The sequence below is a fragment of the Maribacter litoralis genome (assembly GCF_003075045.1).
GTDB classification, from domain to species: domain Bacteria; phylum Bacteroidota; class Bacteroidia; order Flavobacteriales; family Flavobacteriaceae; genus Maribacter; species Maribacter litoralis.
Genome location: NZ_QCZD01000001.1, coordinates 657272 through 676991, shown reverse-complemented (window position 1 = coordinate 676991; position 19720 = coordinate 657272). Strand labels below are relative to the sequence as shown.

At 36.6% G+C, this 19720-nt stretch carries 20 protein-coding genes; 11 read left to right on the top strand and 9 right to left on the bottom strand.

Going from position 1 to position 19720, the window contains the following annotated elements; translation table 11 throughout:
• Positions 1 to 79 precede the first annotated feature (79 nt).
• From DCS95_RS03220 to DCS95_RS03190, 8 genes are all read left to right on the top strand, one after another.
• Positions 80 to 598 carry a RidA family protein gene (locus DCS95_RS03220; RefSeq protein WP_116769386.1) on the top strand — a complete coding sequence of 173 codons (519 nt, stop codon included), beginning with the start codon at positions 80 to 82 and terminating at the stop codon, positions 596 to 598.
• A gap of 106 nt (positions 599 to 704) precedes the next feature.
• On the top strand, positions 705 to 872 hold the full coding sequence (locus DCS95_RS20170; RefSeq protein ID WP_164674104.1) for a hypothetical protein: 168 nt from the start codon (positions 705 to 707) through the stop codon (positions 870 to 872).
• Between the two features lie 107 nt (positions 873 to 979).
• Positions 980 to 2392 (top strand): carbon starvation CstA family protein, encoded by a 1413-nt coding sequence (locus DCS95_RS03215; protein WP_116769385.1) that lies wholly within the window; start codon positions 980 to 982, stop codon positions 2390 to 2392.
• A gap of 35 nt (positions 2393 to 2427) precedes the next feature.
• Positions 2428 to 2970, top strand: a complete 543-nt coding sequence (locus DCS95_RS03210; protein ID WP_116769384.1) for a hypothetical protein — start codon at positions 2428 to 2430, stop codon at positions 2968 to 2970.
• Positions 2971 to 3026: 56 nt separating this feature from the next.
• Positions 3027 to 3419: a hypothetical protein gene (locus DCS95_RS03205; RefSeq protein ID WP_208630726.1), complete on the top strand. Its 393-nt coding sequence runs from the start codon at positions 3027 to 3029 to the stop codon at positions 3417 to 3419.
• Between the two features lie 71 nt (positions 3420 to 3490).
• A complete protein-coding gene (locus DCS95_RS03200) occupies positions 3491 to 4036 on the top strand; it encodes a pyridoxamine 5'-phosphate oxidase family protein (RefSeq protein WP_116769382.1) in 546 nt (181 codons plus the stop codon).
• Positions 4037 to 4056: 20 nt separating this feature from the next.
• The gene (locus tag DCS95_RS03195; RefSeq protein WP_116769381.1) at positions 4057 to 4476 is read left to right on the top strand and encodes a VOC family protein; all 420 of its coding nucleotides are present in this window, start codon (positions 4057 to 4059) and stop codon (positions 4474 to 4476) included.
• An 18-nt stretch (positions 4477 to 4494) separates the two neighbouring features.
• Positions 4495 to 5148, top strand: coding sequence for a hypothetical protein (locus DCS95_RS03190; RefSeq protein ID WP_116769380.1), 654 nt, complete (start codon positions 4495 to 4497; stop codon positions 5146 to 5148).
• Between the two features lie 65 nt (positions 5149 to 5213).
• Here the strand turns inward: DCS95_RS03190 and DCS95_RS03185 are convergent, their stop codons facing one another.
• Positions 5214 to 5690 (bottom strand): Dps family protein, encoded by a 477-nt coding sequence (locus tag DCS95_RS03185; RefSeq protein WP_116769379.1) that lies wholly within the window; start codon positions 5688 to 5690, stop codon positions 5214 to 5216.
• 195 nt (positions 5691 to 5885) lie between these two features.
• On the opposite strand from DCS95_RS03185, the gene DCS95_RS03180 reads away from it, so the two are divergent.
• On the top strand, positions 5886 to 6785 hold the full coding sequence (locus DCS95_RS03180) for a sterol desaturase family protein (protein WP_116769378.1): 900 nt from the start codon (positions 5886 to 5888) through the stop codon (positions 6783 to 6785).
• A 57-nt stretch (positions 6786 to 6842) separates the two neighbouring features.
• Positions 6843 to 7469, top strand: a complete 627-nt coding sequence (locus DCS95_RS03175) for a DUF998 domain-containing protein (RefSeq protein ID WP_116769377.1) — start codon at positions 6843 to 6845, stop codon at positions 7467 to 7469.
• Positions 7470 to 7956: 487 nt separating this feature from the next.
• On the opposite strand, the gene DCS95_RS03170 is transcribed toward DCS95_RS03175, so the two are convergent.
• From DCS95_RS03170 to DCS95_RS03160, 3 genes are all read right to left on the bottom strand, one after another.
• Positions 7957 to 9201 carry a metal-dependent hydrolase family protein gene (locus DCS95_RS03170; RefSeq protein ID WP_116769376.1) on the bottom strand — a complete coding sequence of 415 codons (1245 nt, stop codon included), beginning with the start codon at positions 9199 to 9201 and terminating at the stop codon, positions 7957 to 7959.
• A 12-nt stretch (positions 9202 to 9213) separates the two neighbouring features.
• On the bottom strand, positions 9214 to 10638 hold the full coding sequence (locus tag DCS95_RS03165) for an amidohydrolase family protein (RefSeq protein ID WP_116769375.1): 1425 nt from the start codon (positions 10636 to 10638) through the stop codon (positions 9214 to 9216).
• A 133-nt stretch (positions 10639 to 10771) separates the two neighbouring features.
• Positions 10772 to 11377 carry a YdeI/OmpD-associated family protein gene (locus tag DCS95_RS03160; RefSeq protein ID WP_116769374.1) on the bottom strand — a complete coding sequence of 202 codons (606 nt, stop codon included), beginning with the start codon at positions 11375 to 11377 and terminating at the stop codon, positions 10772 to 10774.
• 126 nt (positions 11378 to 11503) lie between these two features.
• Between DCS95_RS03160 and DCS95_RS03155 the strand changes: the two genes are divergently transcribed.
• Positions 11504 to 14899, top strand: coding sequence for a ThuA domain-containing protein (locus DCS95_RS03155; protein ID WP_116769373.1), 3396 nt, complete (start codon positions 11504 to 11506; stop codon positions 14897 to 14899).
• Positions 14900 to 14968: 69 nt separating this feature from the next.
• Here the strand turns inward: DCS95_RS03155 and DCS95_RS03150 are convergent, their stop codons facing one another.
• The 5 genes from DCS95_RS03150 to DCS95_RS03130 form a co-directional block, all read right to left on the bottom strand.
• Complete coding sequence (locus tag DCS95_RS03150) at positions 14969 to 15433, bottom strand: GAF domain-containing protein (protein WP_116769372.1); 465 nt, start codon at positions 15431 to 15433, stop codon at positions 14969 to 14971.
• 17 nt (positions 15434 to 15450) lie between these two features.
• The gene (locus DCS95_RS03145; RefSeq protein ID WP_116769371.1) at positions 15451 to 16080 is read right to left on the bottom strand and encodes an alpha/beta hydrolase; all 630 of its coding nucleotides are present in this window, start codon (positions 16078 to 16080) and stop codon (positions 15451 to 15453) included.
• An 82-nt stretch (positions 16081 to 16162) separates the two neighbouring features.
• Complete coding sequence (locus DCS95_RS03140; protein WP_164674103.1) at positions 16163 to 16768, bottom strand: YkgJ family cysteine cluster protein; 606 nt, start codon at positions 16766 to 16768, stop codon at positions 16163 to 16165.
• Between the two features lie 111 nt (positions 16769 to 16879).
• Complete coding sequence (locus DCS95_RS03135) at positions 16880 to 17995, bottom strand: DUF2914 domain-containing protein (protein ID WP_116769369.1); 1116 nt, start codon at positions 17993 to 17995, stop codon at positions 16880 to 16882.
• Between the two features lie 104 nt (positions 17996 to 18099).
• On the bottom strand, positions 18100 to 19707 hold the full coding sequence (locus DCS95_RS03130; RefSeq protein ID WP_116769368.1) for a M1 family metallopeptidase: 1608 nt from the start codon (positions 19705 to 19707) through the stop codon (positions 18100 to 18102).
• Between the last annotated feature and the right edge of the window lie 13 nt (positions 19708 to 19720).

Below are 19720 nucleotides of genomic sequence, written 5' to 3'. Positions count from 1 at the left end.
TTCATACTGAAAAACGTAAGAGAAAATAAAAAGGGGAAAGCCGAAAACCGACCAATGTAGGCACTAAACTATCAGAATTATGAAAAAACCAAGTGATCGATTGACATTACTCGCAATACTTTTTGTATTCGCTTTTGTATTTCAAAGTTGTGAACAAAAACAAAAGGAAGAAATTAAAGAAGTGGAAAAAGAAGTAATTATTGCACCCGAAAAACCTGAATATTTTCTATTGCGACCAGAAGTAGAAAAAGCATATGGATATTCACACGCCGTAAAAATTGGGAATAGTATTAAAATTTCTGGAGCTGTAAGTATGGATGATGAAGGCAATTCAACGGCTATCGGTGATATGGAACAACAGATGAAAAACTGTTATGCTGATTTGGAAAAAATATTAAAACACTTTGACTGCACATTTGACGATGTAGTAAAAGAAGACATTTTCACAACTGATATGGCACTAATGTTGGAAAAATCAGCATATCGAGCTGAAATTTATAAAAACCGATTTCCAACTGGCTCTTGGCTTGAAGTAAAAGGATTAGCATTACCTGAATTTATGGTTGAAATCGAACTTGAAGTACATAAATCAGAATAAATAAAATGAACGCAGAACAATGAATCACCCTAATTACAGCAGATTCGACTACGTTCAAATCCACTCAGTATTGCTAACGTCTCCGCTAAACCAAAACAACCACAAAATGAAAAACTTATTCACCCTTCAAAATTTAAAATTCGTATTAGGTTTCGCTACCGGTTTTATTATTTATGATGCCTTTGCAAAAGATGAAATCGACTGGGTTAAAGCAATTGTTGTGGCAATTTTATCAGTGATACTAATGTTTGTAATTGATAGGCTTAAAAAATAGAATTAAATTTGCTTCGACCTTAGGCTTGAAAATTCTTCTAACTCCTATACCGGTCACTAGTTAACGCAAACATTCAATTCATTTTATACCAAGTCTAAAACAACCACATGATTACATTTATTACGGCAATGATTTTGCTGGTATTAGGATATTTAATTTACGGTAGGTTCGTTGATAAAACATTTCAACCTATTGCAACAAAGGAAACCCCGGCACATACAAAGGAAGACGGCGTTGACTTTGTACCCATGAACAGTAATAGAAATGCATTTATTCAAATTCTGAATATAGCTGGTGTAGGTCCTATTTTTGGTCCCATATTGGGCGCTTTATACGGTCCCATCGCATTTATTTGGATCGTGCTTGGATCTATTTTTGCCGGTGCCGTGCATGATTACCTAACCGGTATGATCTCGTTACGTTTTGGTGGTGCGCATTTACCGGCATTGGCATCGCGTTTTTTAGGAAAATCGTTTAGCCACGTTGTAAACTTCTTTGCGTTACTACTTTTAATTTTGGTAGGTACTGTTTTTGTCACCGCACCTGCGAATATGATTAACGACCTTATTGGTTCAGATACCAGTTATTTGACCATTGTACTTTTTTCAATTTTTGTTTATTACATTATTGCCACCTTATTACCAATAGATAAAATTATCGGTAAAATTTATCCCGTACTTGGTTTGTTGCTTATACTAAGTGCCATTGGTATTTGTATAGGTATGTTTGTTATAGGGAATCCGATTCCTGAGCTTACATTTCAAAATATGCATCCGCAGAACATACCCTATTTTCCAGTAATTTTCTTGACTATTTCATGTGGTGCCTTGTCAGGTTTTCACGCAACACAATCTCCCATAATTTCACGTACCATTAACAATGAAAAAGATGGTAGAAAAGTGTTTTATGGTATGATGATACTTGAAGCCGCTATTGCCATGGTATGGGCGGCTGCATCAATGAGTATTTTGGACGGAGATTCTTTAAATGAGCTTTTACAAAATGGCGGACCAACTGCTGTGGTGAATAAAATAGCCACAATTTCTTTGGGAGCCATTGGTGGTACCATTGCTGTTTTGGGAGTAATCGTATTGCCCATTACATCGGGAGATACTTCTTTTAGAGCTGCACGTATGATCATTGCAGATTATTTGAAAATTGATCAGAAAGTGTTGAAAAATAGGTTTATAGTGGCTATTCCGCTGTTTATTATTTCGTTCATTTTAACCAATATGGACTTTCAGTTATTGTGGAGGTACTTTTCATGGGCAAACCAAGTAACGGCAGCCATTGCATTATGGATTGGCGCCGTGTACCTGTATCAAAAGAAAACACATTACTTGATTGCCTTGGTTCCTGCATTTTTTATCACAACGGTTGTGGGTTCCTATATTTTTTATGATCCCAACGTAGGTTTAGGCTTGGATATAGAATTTTCCAATTGGATAGGTGTTGGAATTTCTGCTGTACTAACAGTGTTATTTTTTAGAAAGTTGAAAGATGGAACAAGTACGTTGTAATTACATGATATTTTAATACCAACTAAACTTATAATATGAATAAAACTATTATAGAATTTTTCAAAGAGATACTTACAATTATTGTCGGTATTTTGATAGCACTTTTTATCAATAATTGGAATGAAGATCGAAAAGATGCAAAATATATGAATAAAATCTTTGTATCAATGGATAAGGAGTTGAGAGAAACCAATAAAGATATCAAGAAAAAAATGCCTCAACAGCAAACACTTATCGACACCTTAGAATTTTACAAAAAAAATGATACAATTTCTATTTTCGATGTAATGATGAAAGTGAATGGAGTTCAAATACCTCAAATTAGAATTAGTTCTTGGAAAGCTATTTCTAGTTCAAAAATTGAATTGTTAGAATACGATAGAGTTTCCGCTTTGGCAAATATTGAAGAGAAAAAGGAGTTGTTGACATCAAAAACTGAATATTTAATGAATTTCCTATACCCAAATATAAAAGACACCAGTACTGACAAAAAAGAACTTGTTATATTAATGATGCAAGATATTATGGTTTCAGAAAAAGATTTACGAAAGGAAATTGAGATGGTCATTCAAGAGTAGTTATCGAATAAACATATTGTCCGTATCCTATGAACCTAAGATTTAAAGAATACATATTGATTAAAATACTTAAAAGGCTATCCTGGTTCATACTTTATCTCCTGTTCAATGCGGTACTGTTTTTTATTGAAATCAGTGTGTTGTTCACTACGAATGATGGTTTTACGGGCGGTAGCGGCTTTGAGTCCGTTGACGATATTTTAGAAGCGTTCAATGTAGTATTTAACATCCTTGAAGGCATGGTTATGGTGTTCTATTTATATACAGCGATAGGCTTGGCTATTGTTGCTTTGTTACTGTTTATTCCTGTTCAAGTGTACTATATAAACCGTAAATTTAAAAATCATAAGAAGAAGTTTTTATATAGTTTACTAGCTTCTTTCGCTGTAGTAATGACCTTGAAGTTGCTATTATATGCTTGGATGTTTATAGACCTGAATTATCTGTAATATTGTTCTAGAATTTTATAGTTTGCCATAGGTCAAATAAAATATAATCAAAACCCACCAAACAAATAACCATGGGAAAGAAATTAGAATCCATCACTCCCGATTTACAAAAATTCATAGAAAAGCAAAAGATATTTTTTGTGGGTACGGCTGCTGCTGAGGGGAATGTAAATGTATCCCCAAAGGGAACGGACTCATTTCGTGTAATCGATAAGAATAAAATTGTTTGGTTGAATCTCACCGGTAGCGGTAACGAAACTGCGGCACATTTGATCAAGAACAACCGAATGACCATTATGTTCTGCGCCTTTGAAGGAAAACCTATAATTTTGCGATTGTATGGTACTGCGGGTATATATCACAAAAGAGATCAAGAGTTCGCAAAGTATATAGACCTATTTCCTGCGAATACCGGCGCTAGACAGATTATAGAAATGCAGGTAGACTTGGTACAGACATCTTGCGGTTTTGCCGTTCCGTACATGGATTTTAAGGAAGAACGCACCACTTTAAACGATTGGTCTAGTAAGCAGGGAGAAGAAAAAATTAAAGCGTACTGGAAAAATAAGAATACCAAAAGCATAGACGGATTTGAAACGAATATTCTTGGTAATTAATCAGTAAAAAGAAATACAGAGTGAAGCAATTTATAGCACGTATAGCATTAGTCGTAAATGATTACGATGAAGCCATTGAATTTTATACCAAAAAACTGAACTTTTCACTTGTTGAAGATACCAGTTTAGGTGAGGATAAAAGGTGGGTGGTTATTGCTCCCAAAGGAGATGGTAATTGTTCTTTGGTATTGGCAAAAGCAGATAGTGCTGAGCAGAAATCTAGAGTAGGTAACCAAACAGGTGGTCGCGTTTTTCTTTTTTTATATACCGATGATATCGCAAGAGATTATCAAAATATGACTGCTAAAGGAATTAATTTTAAGAGACTTCCAGAAAAAATGCCTTATGGTACTGTTGCCGTCTTTGAAGACCTGTATGGTAATTTGTGGGATTTAATTCAGCCCATAGACGAACAACAGCAACAACAGCAGCAACAATAGTATTGGCGTTTCGTTACTATGTGGAAATTTCTAAAAGACATATTCAATTTTAAGAGAAAAGAATCTTCATTGAATTCTAATAGGTCTTTAGAGTTTTTCAATGCAAAAAAACTACTATGTGGTATTGGGAAATCTGAAATACGTGAAAGTGAAATTCATATCACCGAGTATCCATTTGAGCCATCCATAGCCTACCCAACAGCAATAATTTCTGCTAAGGATATAGATTGTATGTCCTTGGAAATAGGAGTGTGTAAAGTGCATACAAAAAATGATATCATTTTTGTTTCGGCAGAACTCAAAGAAAAACTGAAACAGTTCGCCAAAAGTAACAACATTAGACTTATGCCGCAAAGTTGGAATTGGGATTGGATTCTAGAGCCTTATCTAGATACCGAATTTACCAAAAAAAATGAGCAACTAGTTTTAGAACGATTACTAGAAAACGGATTCACGGCAAGTGAAGTAGGTGCTATAAGAGCCGAGGTGAAAAATCAAATGTATGCCTATAATTTTGACACCATGCTGTGGGATTGGTGCAGCCTTGGTCTATCTGATGTACTATCTGCTATGCGGGCAAAATATGGTAAAGAGCAATTCCGTGAGTTTTACAAAAGAGCTTTGGAAATAGAAAAGCGAACAGGTAACAGTACTACTTCTAATAGATTTTAATACCATAATAAAAAGGGCAAAAATCTTAATAGACTTTTACCCTTTTGTATAACTGTAAATGTATTTTATTTCAAGGTAGACTTAAGCATCCAGATTAATTTTTCTTGTCCGGATATTAAATCACTAACTAAAGTCGCAGTACCTTCATCATTGTTATCAGAAGAGAATTCTAAAATTTCTCTTTCCTGAATTAATAACTCGTTTAAGTTGTCTATAAGTAAAGAAATACCGGTAGCGCCATCAGACACTTCTTTGATAATTCTAATGGTCTTGTTGTCTAAATAATCTTCAAACGTATGTAAAGGCTGTTGGTCTAAAGTTAAAATACGCTCAGCAATTTCATCAACTGTTTCCGTAGCTTCAGTATATAACTCTTCGAATTTCTCATGTAATAGAAAGAAATTGCTTCCTTTAATGTTCCAATGCATACCTCTCAAGTTCATATAATGAATTTGATAATTAGCTAATAGAACGTTTAATTTATCACTGATTTCTATTTTATAATCTTGGTCTAGTCCCACGTTTTTATTTAAAGTTTCCATGATTTTGTTGTTTTAATTTCTTACTGTAAAATTACGCATAAAGCCCCTGTTTTAAGGTAACTAAAGTTACATAACCAATACGTTTTGTTTATACTGGTATTAAATTTTATGAATGAATATTCTTGTCATTTTAAGCAATTGTAGTTCAGAAAATAGATTCGTAAATTAGAAAGGTTAAAATGACACTGAACTACCATGCAAATTCCAGAAATTCCTAATTTAATTCACTACGCCATTCCTTTTTTTACAGTTACGGTAATTTTAGAAGTGATACTATCCGTAAAGATAAAACTACATGACTACGAGTTTAAAGACGCCGGTACCTCTATTGTTATGGGGCTGGGTAATGTTGCCATAGGTTTAATTACTAAAGGTATTGCATTGGGGTTTTTCTACCTATTGTATAATTTTTGGCATCTATTTGAAATCCCTTTTGCGTGGTGGTCATGGTTAATACTTCTTTTTGCAGAAGACCTTTGTTATTATTGGTTTCATAGAACTAGTCATGTAAGTCGGTTTTTTTGGGCGAGTCACGTTGTGCATCATTCCTCTAAAAATTACAATCTAAGCACGGCATTACGACAGTCGTGGTCTGGCGGATTTTACACCTTTATTTTTTGGATTCCATTAATTCTCATCGGTTTTCATCCGGTGATGGTTTTGGTGCAGATGTCCGTCAGTTTAATCTATCAATATTGGATCCATACCGAGTTCATCACTAAAATGCCCAAGTGGTTCGAAGCTGTTTTCAATACACCAAGTCACCATAGGGTACACCATGCTATAAATCCGCAGTATTTGGATAGAAACCATGCTGGAATTTTTATTATTTGGGATAGAATATTTGGCACTTTTGAGCCAGAGGTGGAAAAACCGGTTTACGGTTTGGTGAAGAATATTGACACCTATAACCCTATAAAAATTGCTTTTGGGGAATGGTACAAGATGCTGGGCGATTTTTTCACCTCTAAAACCACTTGGCGTAATAAATTCAAATATCTAATGAAGCCACCCGGTTGGAAACATGATGGCACCAGCATTCTGTCAGCTGATTTACGGAGGGAGTGGGAGGAGCGTAATAAGTTAGAATTATAGTTTTTATGTAACATATCGTTCTTTTAAGCGTCATATAAAAAACCAACCACCAGTAGAATGACCAATAAATTAGTAGCGTATATAGGAATTTTAGGAGTAAGTTTATTTGCGATAGCCGCCATCGTGGGACCGTTGTTAATTGATGATTACAGTGTAGTAAGTCAATATATTAGTGAATCTTTTGCGATAGATACCCAATACGGTAAATACTTGCAGTACTTCGGATATATACCTAGCGGAATTCTCATTACCATTTTTTGTTTTAGTGCTCCCAGAAAACTACCTAGTTCAAAACTGATTGTAGCCGGTTTTTTTGGTTTGGCGCTTTTTTACGGATTGGGAACTATTTTGGTAGGAATTTTTCCTTGCGATGCGGGGTGCCCAACAGATGTAATGGATTCCAGCCTTGCTCAACTTATACATAATGCAGTGGCATCTTTAACGTATATATTTTTTCCCATTTGTTTATTAGGTATCGGGTTAGGATTAAAAAAGTTTGAGCACTATGGTCGCTTATCTCAAATAGCTATCGCTATGGGAATCATTAGCGGAATTTTTATCTTCTCACTATTCTCTGATCCTAATTCTGGGTACAGGGGAATTTTACAGCGAATTATAGAAACGTCCTTTATTGTGTTTATGGTTTCTGGTGCGTTGCGAATTTCCAAGGATGCGGGAAAATAGTATTACGTATAGAGTATTAAGTATAAGTATAAAGTATTAAGTACTAAGTATGAGGTGTAAAGTGTTAAGTATCAAGTATAAGTACAAAGTACAAAGTACAAATTTAATGTAGTTAGGATTAAGTACAATAATTAATGGTCTCAGAATAGCTGCGCTTTGCTTGTTATGACGAGTAGCTTTAAAAACCGTCTTTGCGAGGAGTTTTTTACGACGAAGCAATCTGAATAAATTGTGTTTGTATGATTATCTCTGGCTATTAATTTAATTGTCACTAAGCGTAGTCGAAGTGAACGTGCTCTAAAAGAACAGGTAGCCGCGCTTTGCTGGCTATGACGAACAACCAACAACGAAAAACGAAAAACGATTTTTGGTCACTGAGCGTAGCCGAAGTGAACGTGTTCCAGAAGAACAGATCCGTGTTGCGTTCGCTATGACGAACAACCAACAACCAACAACGAACAACGAGCAACCAACCAACAACCAACAACTACTCCAAATAAACCACCCCATCTTTCATTACAAAAGAAACATTTTTCATTACAGCAATATCTTCAACCGGATTTCCCTTTACGGCAATAATATCTGCAAGAAATCTTTTTTTAAGGTTTCCTAACTGGTTTAAGTGAAACATTTTGGCATTGTTTGCAGTGGCAGATTTTAGTACATCAATAGGCTTCATCCCGTAATCGACCATCAATTCCATTTCACGATAGTTTTCGCCATGTGGAAAAACACCAACATCACCACCAAAAACAATTTGTACTCCAGAATCCAGCGCCATTTTAAAGGACTTTCTTTTTTGTTGAATGCGTTTGGGCTCTGGATCGGTTCCTTTGTTCCAACCTCTATACTGGGTAATGGCATCACCTGCGGCAAGGGTAGGGCAAAAGCCAACACCTTTTTCTTTCATCAGCTTAAAAATCTCAGGTGTACCACCGTCACCGTGTTCAATGGTTTCCACTCCGCCAAGTATGGCTCTTTTCATACCTTCGGGAGTGCTGGCGTGGGCAACTACATATTTACCTGCAGTGGTTGCAGTGGCTACCATAGCATTAATTTCCTCTTGTAAAAAAGTAGGTTTAGAAGCCGCACCTGGAGTCCAACGGTAATCGGCGTAAATTTTAATCAAATCGGCACCGTTGCCCATTTGTCTTCGAACGGTTTCAATGCACTGGTCAACACCACTTGCTGCTTCAGCACCTAATGGAACCGTTACACCGTCATGAAATCCTTTTGGTCCGTAGGCACCTGTTGCCACAATTGCAGGTCCGGCAACCAACAATCGTGGTCCGTCTATAATTCCGTCTTCAATCGTTTTCTTTACAAAAACATCGGTATAACCAGCACCTTCGGCACCCAAATCTCTCATAGTGGTAATTCCCGCTAAAAGCGAATTTTTTACGTGTACCGTACCTCTTATGGCACGTTCAACCGGCGATTCTTTAAGCACTTGGTCGTTCCAATCGGTTTCATTGTAAGGGTGTAATAATATATGCGAATGCCCCTCTATTATGCCGGGCATTAAGGTAGTACCACTTAAATCAATTTCTTTTGTAGTACTAGATAATGTTATATCATTTACTTTACCGGCATAGGTAATTAGGTTATCTTCTACTAGAACTACCCAATCATCATGCATTTCTACACCATCAAAAACGCGGTCTGGTTTTAAGAGTGTTTGTGAAAAACATAGGAAAGGAGAAAATAGGCAGATGAAAATTATTGATTTCATGGAATAAGTTGTTTAGTTGGCAATGGCAGCAGTTAATAGGCTATCTAAATCTTGTTTCGTATGCTGATTTCCATTAGAAAGTACCATGTAAATATCTTGGGTGTTTTTGATGTTTTCTAGCGGATTGCTGTTGAGTAAAACGATATCAGCAATTTTACCTTCGGATATAGTACCATAATCTGCATCTTGCTTTAAAAACTTAGCACCATTATAAGCGGAAGCTTTTAAGGCATCTAGTGGAGAAATACCAGTAGCGACCATTGCTTCAAGTTCTTTATGTAGCGAAATACCCGGGTAAGTGTAACTATTGTAGGCGCCACTATCAGAACCTGCTAAAAGAGATACTCCGTTTTCGTTTAATTTTAACGCTAGTTTACCAAAGAATTGGTCCAAAGCTTTTCGGTCTGCAACTTGCTTTTCAGTGGCATATTTTACACGGTCAATTCTTCCTTGGTAGGTTTTCTGAATTCCATCGCTCATATATTTTAAATACTTGTCTTGGCTGTGGTCAACTTCATCTAAATAACTTAGTACACCACCAATGTGCAATGTGGGTACTACAAAAACATTGTTTTCTTTAAGTTTTTGAAAAGTAACGAGTGACGTAGAATCTGTATAAGAAGCCTGTAGTAGGGGCATAGCATCCCAAAATCCTATTTCTTTGTCTATCAGTTTTTGGGTAATTTCTTTTTCATTACTTGAGCATCCTTTCATGATGTAATACAAATGTTCAACAGCATCAATACCTGCATCAATAGTCGCGTCAAGCTCCACTGTAAAAGGCATGTGTCCCGATGTAATCAAATTCCGTTTTTCTGCTTCTTCTATCACCTTTAAATAATTTTCGCCAGAAATACGACTATCATAGATTTTTACAAAGTCCGACGGTATCGTTTGCAATGAATCTAACGCATTATGAATATCCGAATCATTGTCCACTTCCAAAGAGCCTGCCCAAGTTCCACTTGGTCCATCAATTTTTGGTCCCGATGTAAAAATTGTAGGTCCGACCAACTCATTGTTCTCAATAGCTTTTCTCCATTCCAAAACCGAAGAAGTAAGGTCACCACCGGCATCACGAACCGTGGTTATTCCGTTAGCCATAAATAGGTTTAGAAATTTCTTGTTCGCTTCAATTAGCGAATCGCCACCTCTAAAATGTGTGTGATTGTCCCAAAACCCGGGTACAATGAATTTATCTTTAGCATCGATTACTGTATTCGCTTCAACGGTACCGAACTCTTCGCTTGAAATAATTTTGGTAATTCTATCATTGTTGATCAGTATGCTTACAGTGGAAATAGAACCATCTTCCAAATTAATTACATTTCCGTTTTTAATAAGAACGTCATATGTGGTTTGTTTTTCGTTTTTGCAGCCCGTAAACATTATAAGAGAACAACAGGTTAATGCACATATCAATTTCGATAAACTCATAGTATTTAGGCAATTTTTAAGGGTAAGATAAAAAGAAAATATGGTGAATGTTAGTTCGGCATCCTATATTAAGATATGATTTAGCACATGAACAATAAGGCTTATTTAAATTGGTAAAATGATGTTATACCGACTATGATTTTAACTTTTTCGCAGATTGCCATCCACCACCATCGCGATACTTGATGTTTTCGGCAGCATGATAAATTATACCCTCAATTCTTTTATTCCTAGTTTCTTCACGCTTTGCTTGATTTAACCAATAGAGGTAACTTTTACGTTGACTATGTGTAAAGTTTTTGAAGTTGGTAAAAGCTTTAGGGTTTTTATCAAATGCCATTTGTAGCTCATGGGGAATAACACCGTTCTCCACATCATCTAAAGAAGACCAAGAGCCATTGGCTTTGGCAATTTTTATGGATTCTAATCCTTTAGCATGCATCAAGCCGCTAGCTTTTAATTCTTTAATGTGTGCTTTATTTACCTTGCTCCAAACACTCTTAGGTTTTCTAGGACAAAAGTATTGTCGTCTTTTACCATCTCCAAGACTTTTTACGGTACTATCGATCCAGCCATAACATAAGGCTACCCGAACAGCTTCTTCCCAACGCATACTTTCCTTCTCATGTGCCACGGTGTAAAATATAAGATGAACGCCTTTATGGGTAGAATGATTATTATGTAACCATTTTCTGAATTCATTATCGTTTTTAAAGTATATCTCCGGAATATTTAACATAATTCGATTAAATGAGCATTAATTTATCATAAAAGTACAATGTTTAATACAGAAAGTATTGGTTAATACAGCTACTCGCCCTATTTTTATGCATTCTTAAATCAACTAAACAACAATTAATAACGTATGAAAAAAATCTTCAATGCGCTGCTTTTTGGCTTTGCGCTTATTATTGTCTCTTGTGGTGGCAATAAACGAGAAGGAGCACCAAAGGTATTGGTGTTCTCTAAAACAATGGCTTTTAAACATGCATCTATTCCTGCTGGTGTCGCTGCGATTCAAAAGCTAGGTAGTGAAAACGGATTTGTCGTAGATACTACTAAAAATGCAGAACTATTTACCGATGAGAATTTAAAAAACTATTCCGCCGTAATATTTCTAAGTACTACGGGTAATGTATTAAACCAATACCAAGAAGCGGCTTTTGAGCGCTACATTCAAGCGGGTGGTGGTTATGTAGGTATACACGCTGCGGCAGATACCGAGTACGATTGGGGCTGGTACAATGATTTGGCCGGAGCACAATTTTTAAGTCATCCAAGGGGTATGCCTACTGCAGATTTCATTATCAAGGATAAGAACTTTAAGGCAACCGAGTTTTTTACGGATTCAGTTTGGACCAGATCAGATGAATTGTACAACTACAAGAATATCAATCCAGATGTAAACGTAGTTATGACCTTAGATGAATCTAGTTATGAAGGTGGTAAAAACGGAGATTTTCATCCAATAGCCTGGTACCATGACTATGATGGCGGGCGCGCTTTTTATACGGGCGGCGGGCATGCCGATGCTAGCTACTCAGAAGATTTATTCTTAAAGCATGTTTTGGGCGGTATTCAATATGCAATTGGTGAGAATTTAAAGCTGGACTACGGTAAAGCAAAATCTCAAATACCACCTGATGCCGATCGTTTTACCAAAGTAACCCTAAGTGAAGGTCAGTTTTTTGAACCTACAGAAATGGCGGTATTGCCAAACGGAGATATCTTAGTGGCACAACGTAGGGGAGAAGTAATGTTATATAATAATGAAACACAAGAGCTAAGTGAGGTATTAAAGCTTGATGTTTATAGCAAAACCTTGAATACTCCTGGGGTAAATGCGGAAGAAGGATTAATGGGCTTGCAAAAAGATCCAGATTATGCAAATAACCATTGGATATATCTGTACTATGCGCCAACAGGTGATGAGTGGGTAAACCGTTTATCACGTTTTAAATTTGAAAATGGCAAGTTCGATACGGCATCTGAACAAGTAATTTTAGATGTTGATAGTCAGCGTGAAATATGCTGCCATACCGGTGGTTCCATCGCATTCGGACCAGATGGATTATTATACCTATCTACGGGTGATAATACTACGCCGTTTAATGAAAAAGGAGTAAAATATGTTCATAATGGTTTTGGACCAATGAACGATATACCGGGTCACGAACAGTACGATGCACGTCGTTCTTCAGGTAATACCAATGATTTAAGAGGTAAGATATTACGAATTAAAGTAAAGGAAGACGGTTCTTATGATATACCGGAAGGAAACTTATTTCCGGTAGGTACAGATAAGACCAGACCCGAAATTTATACAATGGGTCATAGAAATCCGTACAGAATATCCGTAGATATGAAAAAAGGATATGTGTATTGGGGAGATGTAGGTCCGGATGCAAGAGCCGATAGTCTAGGAGTTAGAGGACCAAGAGGTTATGATGAAATGAACCAAGCCAAAAAAGCAGGAAACTTTGGATGGCCAATGTTCATTGGTGATAATTATGCCTATAACGAGTACAATTACGAAACTGGTGAAAGCGGACCGGAATATGATCCCGAAAAACCAATGAATACCTCACGCAACAATACCGGATTAACGGAATTGCCACCTGCTATGCCAGCATATGTGTATTATCCATATGCAGAAACGCAAGCTTTTCCACAGACGGCTACAGGCGGTAGAAATGCTATGGCAGGACCTACATATTATTCAGATATGTTTGAGGGTGACGAGAAATTACCGAGTTACTACGATGGCAAAGTTATTATCTATGACTGGATGCGTGGATGGATGTTCGCTGTACATTTAGATGAAAACGGAGATTTTAGTAAAATGGAACCTTTCGCGCCAAATGTTAAGGTCAATAACTTAATTGATATGGAATTAGGACCTAATGGTAAAATCTACCTATTGGAATACGGTAGTGGTTGGTTCTCTCAGAATGCAAATTCCGCTCTAGGCTATATTGAATTCAATGGAGGAAACAGACCACCATTAATTAATGAAGTTACCGTAAGTGAAACATCTGGGAAAACTCCATTGACGGTAAACGCTTCGGTAGAAGCAAGTGATCGCGAAGATGATGCCATTAAATACATATGGAATTTTGGTAATGGTGATACCAAAGAAACAACCGAACCGAATGTAAGCTACAGCTATGCAGATGCGGGCGTATACAAATTAAATGTAACCGTAGCAGATGATAAGGGGGAAGAAGCTGTAAGCGAAAGCACAAGTATAATTGCAGGTAACTCCAGACCCGAAGTTTCGATTTCGTTAGGTGAAAGTACTCCGGCATTTTACTTAGCAGGACAAAAAATTGCATATGATGTATCGGTAACCGATCCAGATGGTACAGAAATAGACGAGAATAATATTTTTGTGAGTGTTGATTATTTGGAAGGTATGGATAAGGTGGCCATGAGTATGGGGCACCAACAAGTATCTGCAACCGTAACCGGTAAAGCGTTAACGCAGGCGATGGATTGTAAGACATGTCATAAAGAGGCGGAAGCATCCATAGGGCCTAATTACAAAGATGTAGCTGCGAAATATAAAGAGCGTCGTGATGCTTTAAAGTATCTACAAGGTAAAATCGTAACTGGAGGTAACGGTGTATGGGGAGAAGTGACCATGCCTGCGCACCCTAATGTTACATCAGATGAATCTAGACAGATTGCACTTTATATCCTTTCCTTAAATGGTGATGATAAAAAAGAAAAATCGTTGCCAGCGAAAGGCACTATAACGGCCGAATCATCTGCGCCAGGTAATATGTTGGTCATAACGGCTAGTTATACCGATGCGGGTGCAGAAGGGACTATTCCTCTTACAGGTTCTAAATCTATCGCGATACCGAGTAGTACGGTAAAGTTTAATGATCAGATGAAGTTGGACGGAATGCAAGCGGTACAGTTCGGCGGTATGGATCTATTGTTGATCAACAAATCGGCAGGATGGTTTATGTTGGAGAATATGTCATTAAAAGGAGTAAAATCGGTTGCCTTAACTGCAGGATGGCAAGAAGCACCGAACATGTACTTTGATTTTGAAATACATGAAAATACCCCAGACGGACCATTATTAGGAAAGGGTCAAATGCCAGCACAAGCAAAAGGGTCGGAAGGCACTATGATTACAATACCTATTACGGGTACGGTATCGGGTGAAGGTCCATATTATATAACCTTTAAAGGTGAAGAAGGTAAAGAGCTAGCACAAGTAGCACTTACCGGAGCTGTTTTTAAATAAGTAAATACTGATACAAATGAAAAGCCCGCTATTCAGCGGGCTTTTTTTAATGTCTTATACTGGGTTATGTTAACTTAATTTCTTGCTAATTAATGTTCCAATTTCCATGAGTAAATTGGTTTCAGATTCTGTAAAATCATAAGGTACTGGCTTAGCGATGCCAATAGTTCCGTACAGCTTGTCGTTATGCATTAACGGGGCGGCCAGCGATCCTTCTACTTTGGTATCTTTTGCTGACGGTCTGGCAACACCAGAATCATCTGTTTGAAGGTTACACATTTCAACAGGTTTTTTTCTCTCTGCAGCAATGCCGGCCATACCTTTACCTATGGGTATAGTAGCTAGTTTAGGAATAAGAAATTCAGGAATACCTACTTGGGTTTTTAATTGTAAAAGTGAATTGGTATCTAATAAGTGTAAGGTGCCCGTAGAGCAATCAAAATGCGCTAAGGTCATTTTTAAAAGATTGTCCCAGTTTGGGGTTTCCTTTTTTAGTTCCGTTTCTATATTTGATTTAAAATCTTCTGGGTTCATTTTTAATTATTCAAAATTTATCGTAATTCTAAATTAATCATTTCACTGATTTCATGTGCCCTGTCAACAATCATAAAATGTTCTCCACCTTGAATTAAGTGCATTTTAGTATTTCCTCGTGGGGGAATTAATTTGTCACTAGTTCCATTTATTTTAACTATAGTATTGTTACGATTGATGTTTTTCCATGTTATGAATTCATGTAATGCCCATTTCACAAAACTTAAGTCAGTATCATTTAAAATTTCCGTTAATAGTTTAGTATTTTTAGCTCCCATTAAATAATTAGCTAAAATGTGAGGGGGTTTAAATAAAAAGGTAGGAATAAATTTTATACAATTTAATCTACCAATCCACTTATAAATTGGTCTTATTTCCTGTTCAGTATGTACGGAAGATATGAGTATGATTTTTTTTGGTTTTAATAATTGGCTTATTTCCGTTGCTATTAACCCGCCAAAACTTACACCTATTAAACAAAATTCTTCGTTGTTATCTATAGCTGTGCTAAGCCTTTTGGAATAATCTTTAATTGATTCATTGGGATAAGGGGAAATCCAGTCTATAGAAATAAGTTCTAGGTCTAGATTTAAGTAATTGAAAACCCTTTTGTCTGCACCTAATCCGCTAATACCGTATACCTTCAAACTATCTTTTTAATAAGCTCTAACATTTAAATAGTAGCTACAATAAAGATACATTTTTAATTCAGGTACAAGGTATATAATACTATGCTACTTTCTTTAACCTTGGCGATCTTCGGTAGGCATAGTAGCCTAGAACCACTTCTAGTGCTTTTGCAATAGCTATTCTAATAGGAAACAGTTCGGCACCCAAAGACTCATCAATTGAACGTAACTGCATATAATAATTACTGATTAGCGGATAATTGTTCTTTGATGCAATATGAATTTCTGCTGCGGCTACAGCTTGTGGTTTTTGTTCCTTAATTGGTTTACAGGTTACTAGAGTCGGCGTATTGTTTTTATGCAACATAGCAGAGAAACCGAACAATCTACAAATGAGTCCGCGGTGTGCATACTCCGAGCAAAAACCTTTTGCTCCGGGTGCAATTACCGTATTAAGTACGGGGCAAAGTGTAGTTGAAGTATTGCTTTGTAAGAGTTGCAACCATTCTTCGGCTTTTCCATCTTTTAATAGATGGTAGGCGAGGGGTAAAAATTCTAACGCAGTAGCGTTAATGTCAGGTTTTAAACAGCAGTTTCCACAATTGGCAACACAACCAAGACCAGTGGAGTTTTGAAAGGAGCCCAACTCCTTTTCCAGTTGATAGAACACACGGTCTACCGCTCGGACTTTTTGGTATATCGACACTATTTTATATAAGGTTGCACGAAGATAGTCTTAGTATAGATACAAAAAGCAGAAAAATAATTTATTATAGAAAGGTTATGGTTTGAGTTTATCTTGTTGATAAACAAATAATTAAAATTTTGAAGTCTTAAGCTTTAATGGTTTTTGACCTGTATTTAAAACAATATCGAAACCAATTACGCCTAATACCTGTTCTTCTTCGGTCAGCACCTGTACCTCCCATTCACCTGGCATTACATTATCTTTATAGGTATAGCCTCTAAAACCACCATCTCTACCGCCGGTAATGTCATAGCCTATATCATCTACAGTTTCCCAAGCTTTGGTTTGTTCATTATATTTTCTCCATCTATGAAAAATGGATTTTTTTAAATCTGTAGGGGCAAAAATCGAAGAGAAAATATAGACTCTTTGTTCGGGAGTGTAACTAAAATCTAACTTGTGTTTTCTCCAAAAAATATGCGATTCTTCCGATTCATAGGTAACCTCATATTTGCCGTTTTTCTGAACAATATTATGGGCAACAATGCCTTTATCCAAAGCTAAGGGAACGGGAGGAATCAATCTTAAAAAATAGAAGAGGTTGATTATACCGTAAATAGATATGATAATGGTAATCATTTTCCAAAGCTTGATTTCTTTTCGCGTGCTGGGACTTTTACCATAAATAAAAGTAAGTAATACCAAAGTGCTCACTAAACTTGCGGCACCCGAAATCAAAAAAATAGTGGTGTTCAACTCTTTGATAAACACCGGTATCATGAACGTAAAAAAAGTAAAGCTTATAAAGTAATACACCCCAAACTGCAGGTATTTATTGGAAATTCGCTTTTTTAGAAATTCATTGGCTATAAGCAGTAGTACAAGTATTATGAAGAAAGATGCTGTTTTGGACAATGAAACACTTCTTGAAAAATATATGACATACGCACTGGATAATCCTCCGAAAAAAAACTGAATCGCTAATGGTAAATATTCTTCGTAGCGTTCTAAAAAAGTTCCTTTCCATTTGCCATCATCCACTAGGTTGTAAAGATATAATGTAATGGATAGTGACGTCATGTGTAAGCAGAGCACCGTGAGATCATAAAGACGGTCAATACGTCCTAGCGTAAAGGTGTCGAATATGAATCCGCCTATAAAGAATAAAATAGGGGCATATTTAGAATGCCTTCTAATAAAGCTTCTAAAAGCGCTGTTTTTGTATCTGGCTAAGGTGTTCTTCATGTAGGGTTATAGGTGCTGAGCAAAATTAGGTGTTGTTGGGTACCTATATTGACCCTAAATACATTTTGGTGAACCTTAAAATTTATTTCTTTAGTAATGTTGAATCAGTTTTTTGTGTCAACATAGAAATTTGGATCAACATGCAAAGATTCTAAGTTGCCTTTTATCTTTTTACTCTGCCATGATGTTGATGGATTTAACCAAACTGGTTCATCATCTATAAAAACCCGTATTGGAATTGTAAAATCTTTAACCGTATTGTTGAAACGATAGGATAATTTTTTACCATCAATTGAATACTCAAATACCGGAATTTTAATGGTGCGCAAATACTGGTCAAAAAATGGGCTGAGATCCAGTTTCATTTTTGATGAAATATAATTTTCAATCTGTGCCGTGGTCACTGTTTTATGGTAGAATTCTGAATTGAGTCCGCGTAAAATGGCTCTCCACTTTTCATCATCATTGACTATTTGACGTAGTGTATGTAGAATATTTGATCCCTTATAGTACATATCACCACTACCTTCATGATTTACATCGTAAATACCGATGATAGGTTTATCATTGCGTATATTTTTACGAATACCCTGTACATAAGCATTTGCTGCTTCTGTGCCATAATGGTAGTCTAAAAACAAACTTTCTGAGTAACAGGTAAACCCTTCATGCACCCACATATCTGCAGCATCTTTATAGGTAATATTGTTTGCAAACCATTCATGTCCCGCTTCATGGATGATGATGAAATCAAACTTCAATCCCCAACCAGATTGGGACAAGTCCCTGCCTAAATATCCTTTTAAATACTGATTTCCGTAAGTAACCGAGCTCTGATGTTCCATGCCCAAATAAGGAACTTCAACTAGCTTAAAGGAATCTTCATAAAAAGGGTATGGACCAAACCAATGTTCAAAGGCTTGCATCATTTTGGGTGCATCTTTAAAATGGACTTTGGCTTTCTCCAAATTGTCTTTTAAAACGTAATAATCCATGTCAAGTGCTCCTTTTTCACCTTGGTATACTTCATCAAAATGAACATAATCTCCAATATTGACATTGACTCCGTAATTGTTGATTGGGTTAGAAACGAACCAATTATATGTATTACTGACTTTATTTACACTCCTTAATCTACCGTTAGATATGTTCATAAGTCCCTTTGGGGCCTTTACACTGATCAGCATACTGTCAACTTCATCATACATATGATCTTTATTGGGCCACCAAACACTGGCACCTAAGCCTTGGCAAGAGGTAGCTACGAAATCCTTACCGTTGTTATCCTTCTTCCACGAGAATCCGCCATCCCATGGGGCATTTACCGCCTCTTTTGGGTGACCGGAATACGTAACGATGACTTCATTGAACTCACCTTTGATCTGGGGTTTGCTCAACTGAACAAAATGTGCGTTAACGGCGTGTTTTACTTCAAGTTCTTTTCCGTCTTGAGTGACCTTTTCAATGGTTAAAGGTGGCTGTAAATCGACCTGTAAAACTTGATGAGATTCCAAAACTTTATAGCGAATGGTATTACTGCCGCTTATAAATTTATTATCTGGGTCAACGGCAATATTTAAATGGTAATAATTTAAATCCCACCATTCACGTTCTGGGGTAATACTGCCCCTTAAGGTATCTTGTCTTGTAAATGTTTGGGCTTGCGAAAAAGAACATAGCCCTAGAGCCAGTGCAACTATAAATTTGTTCATGTACAACGTAATT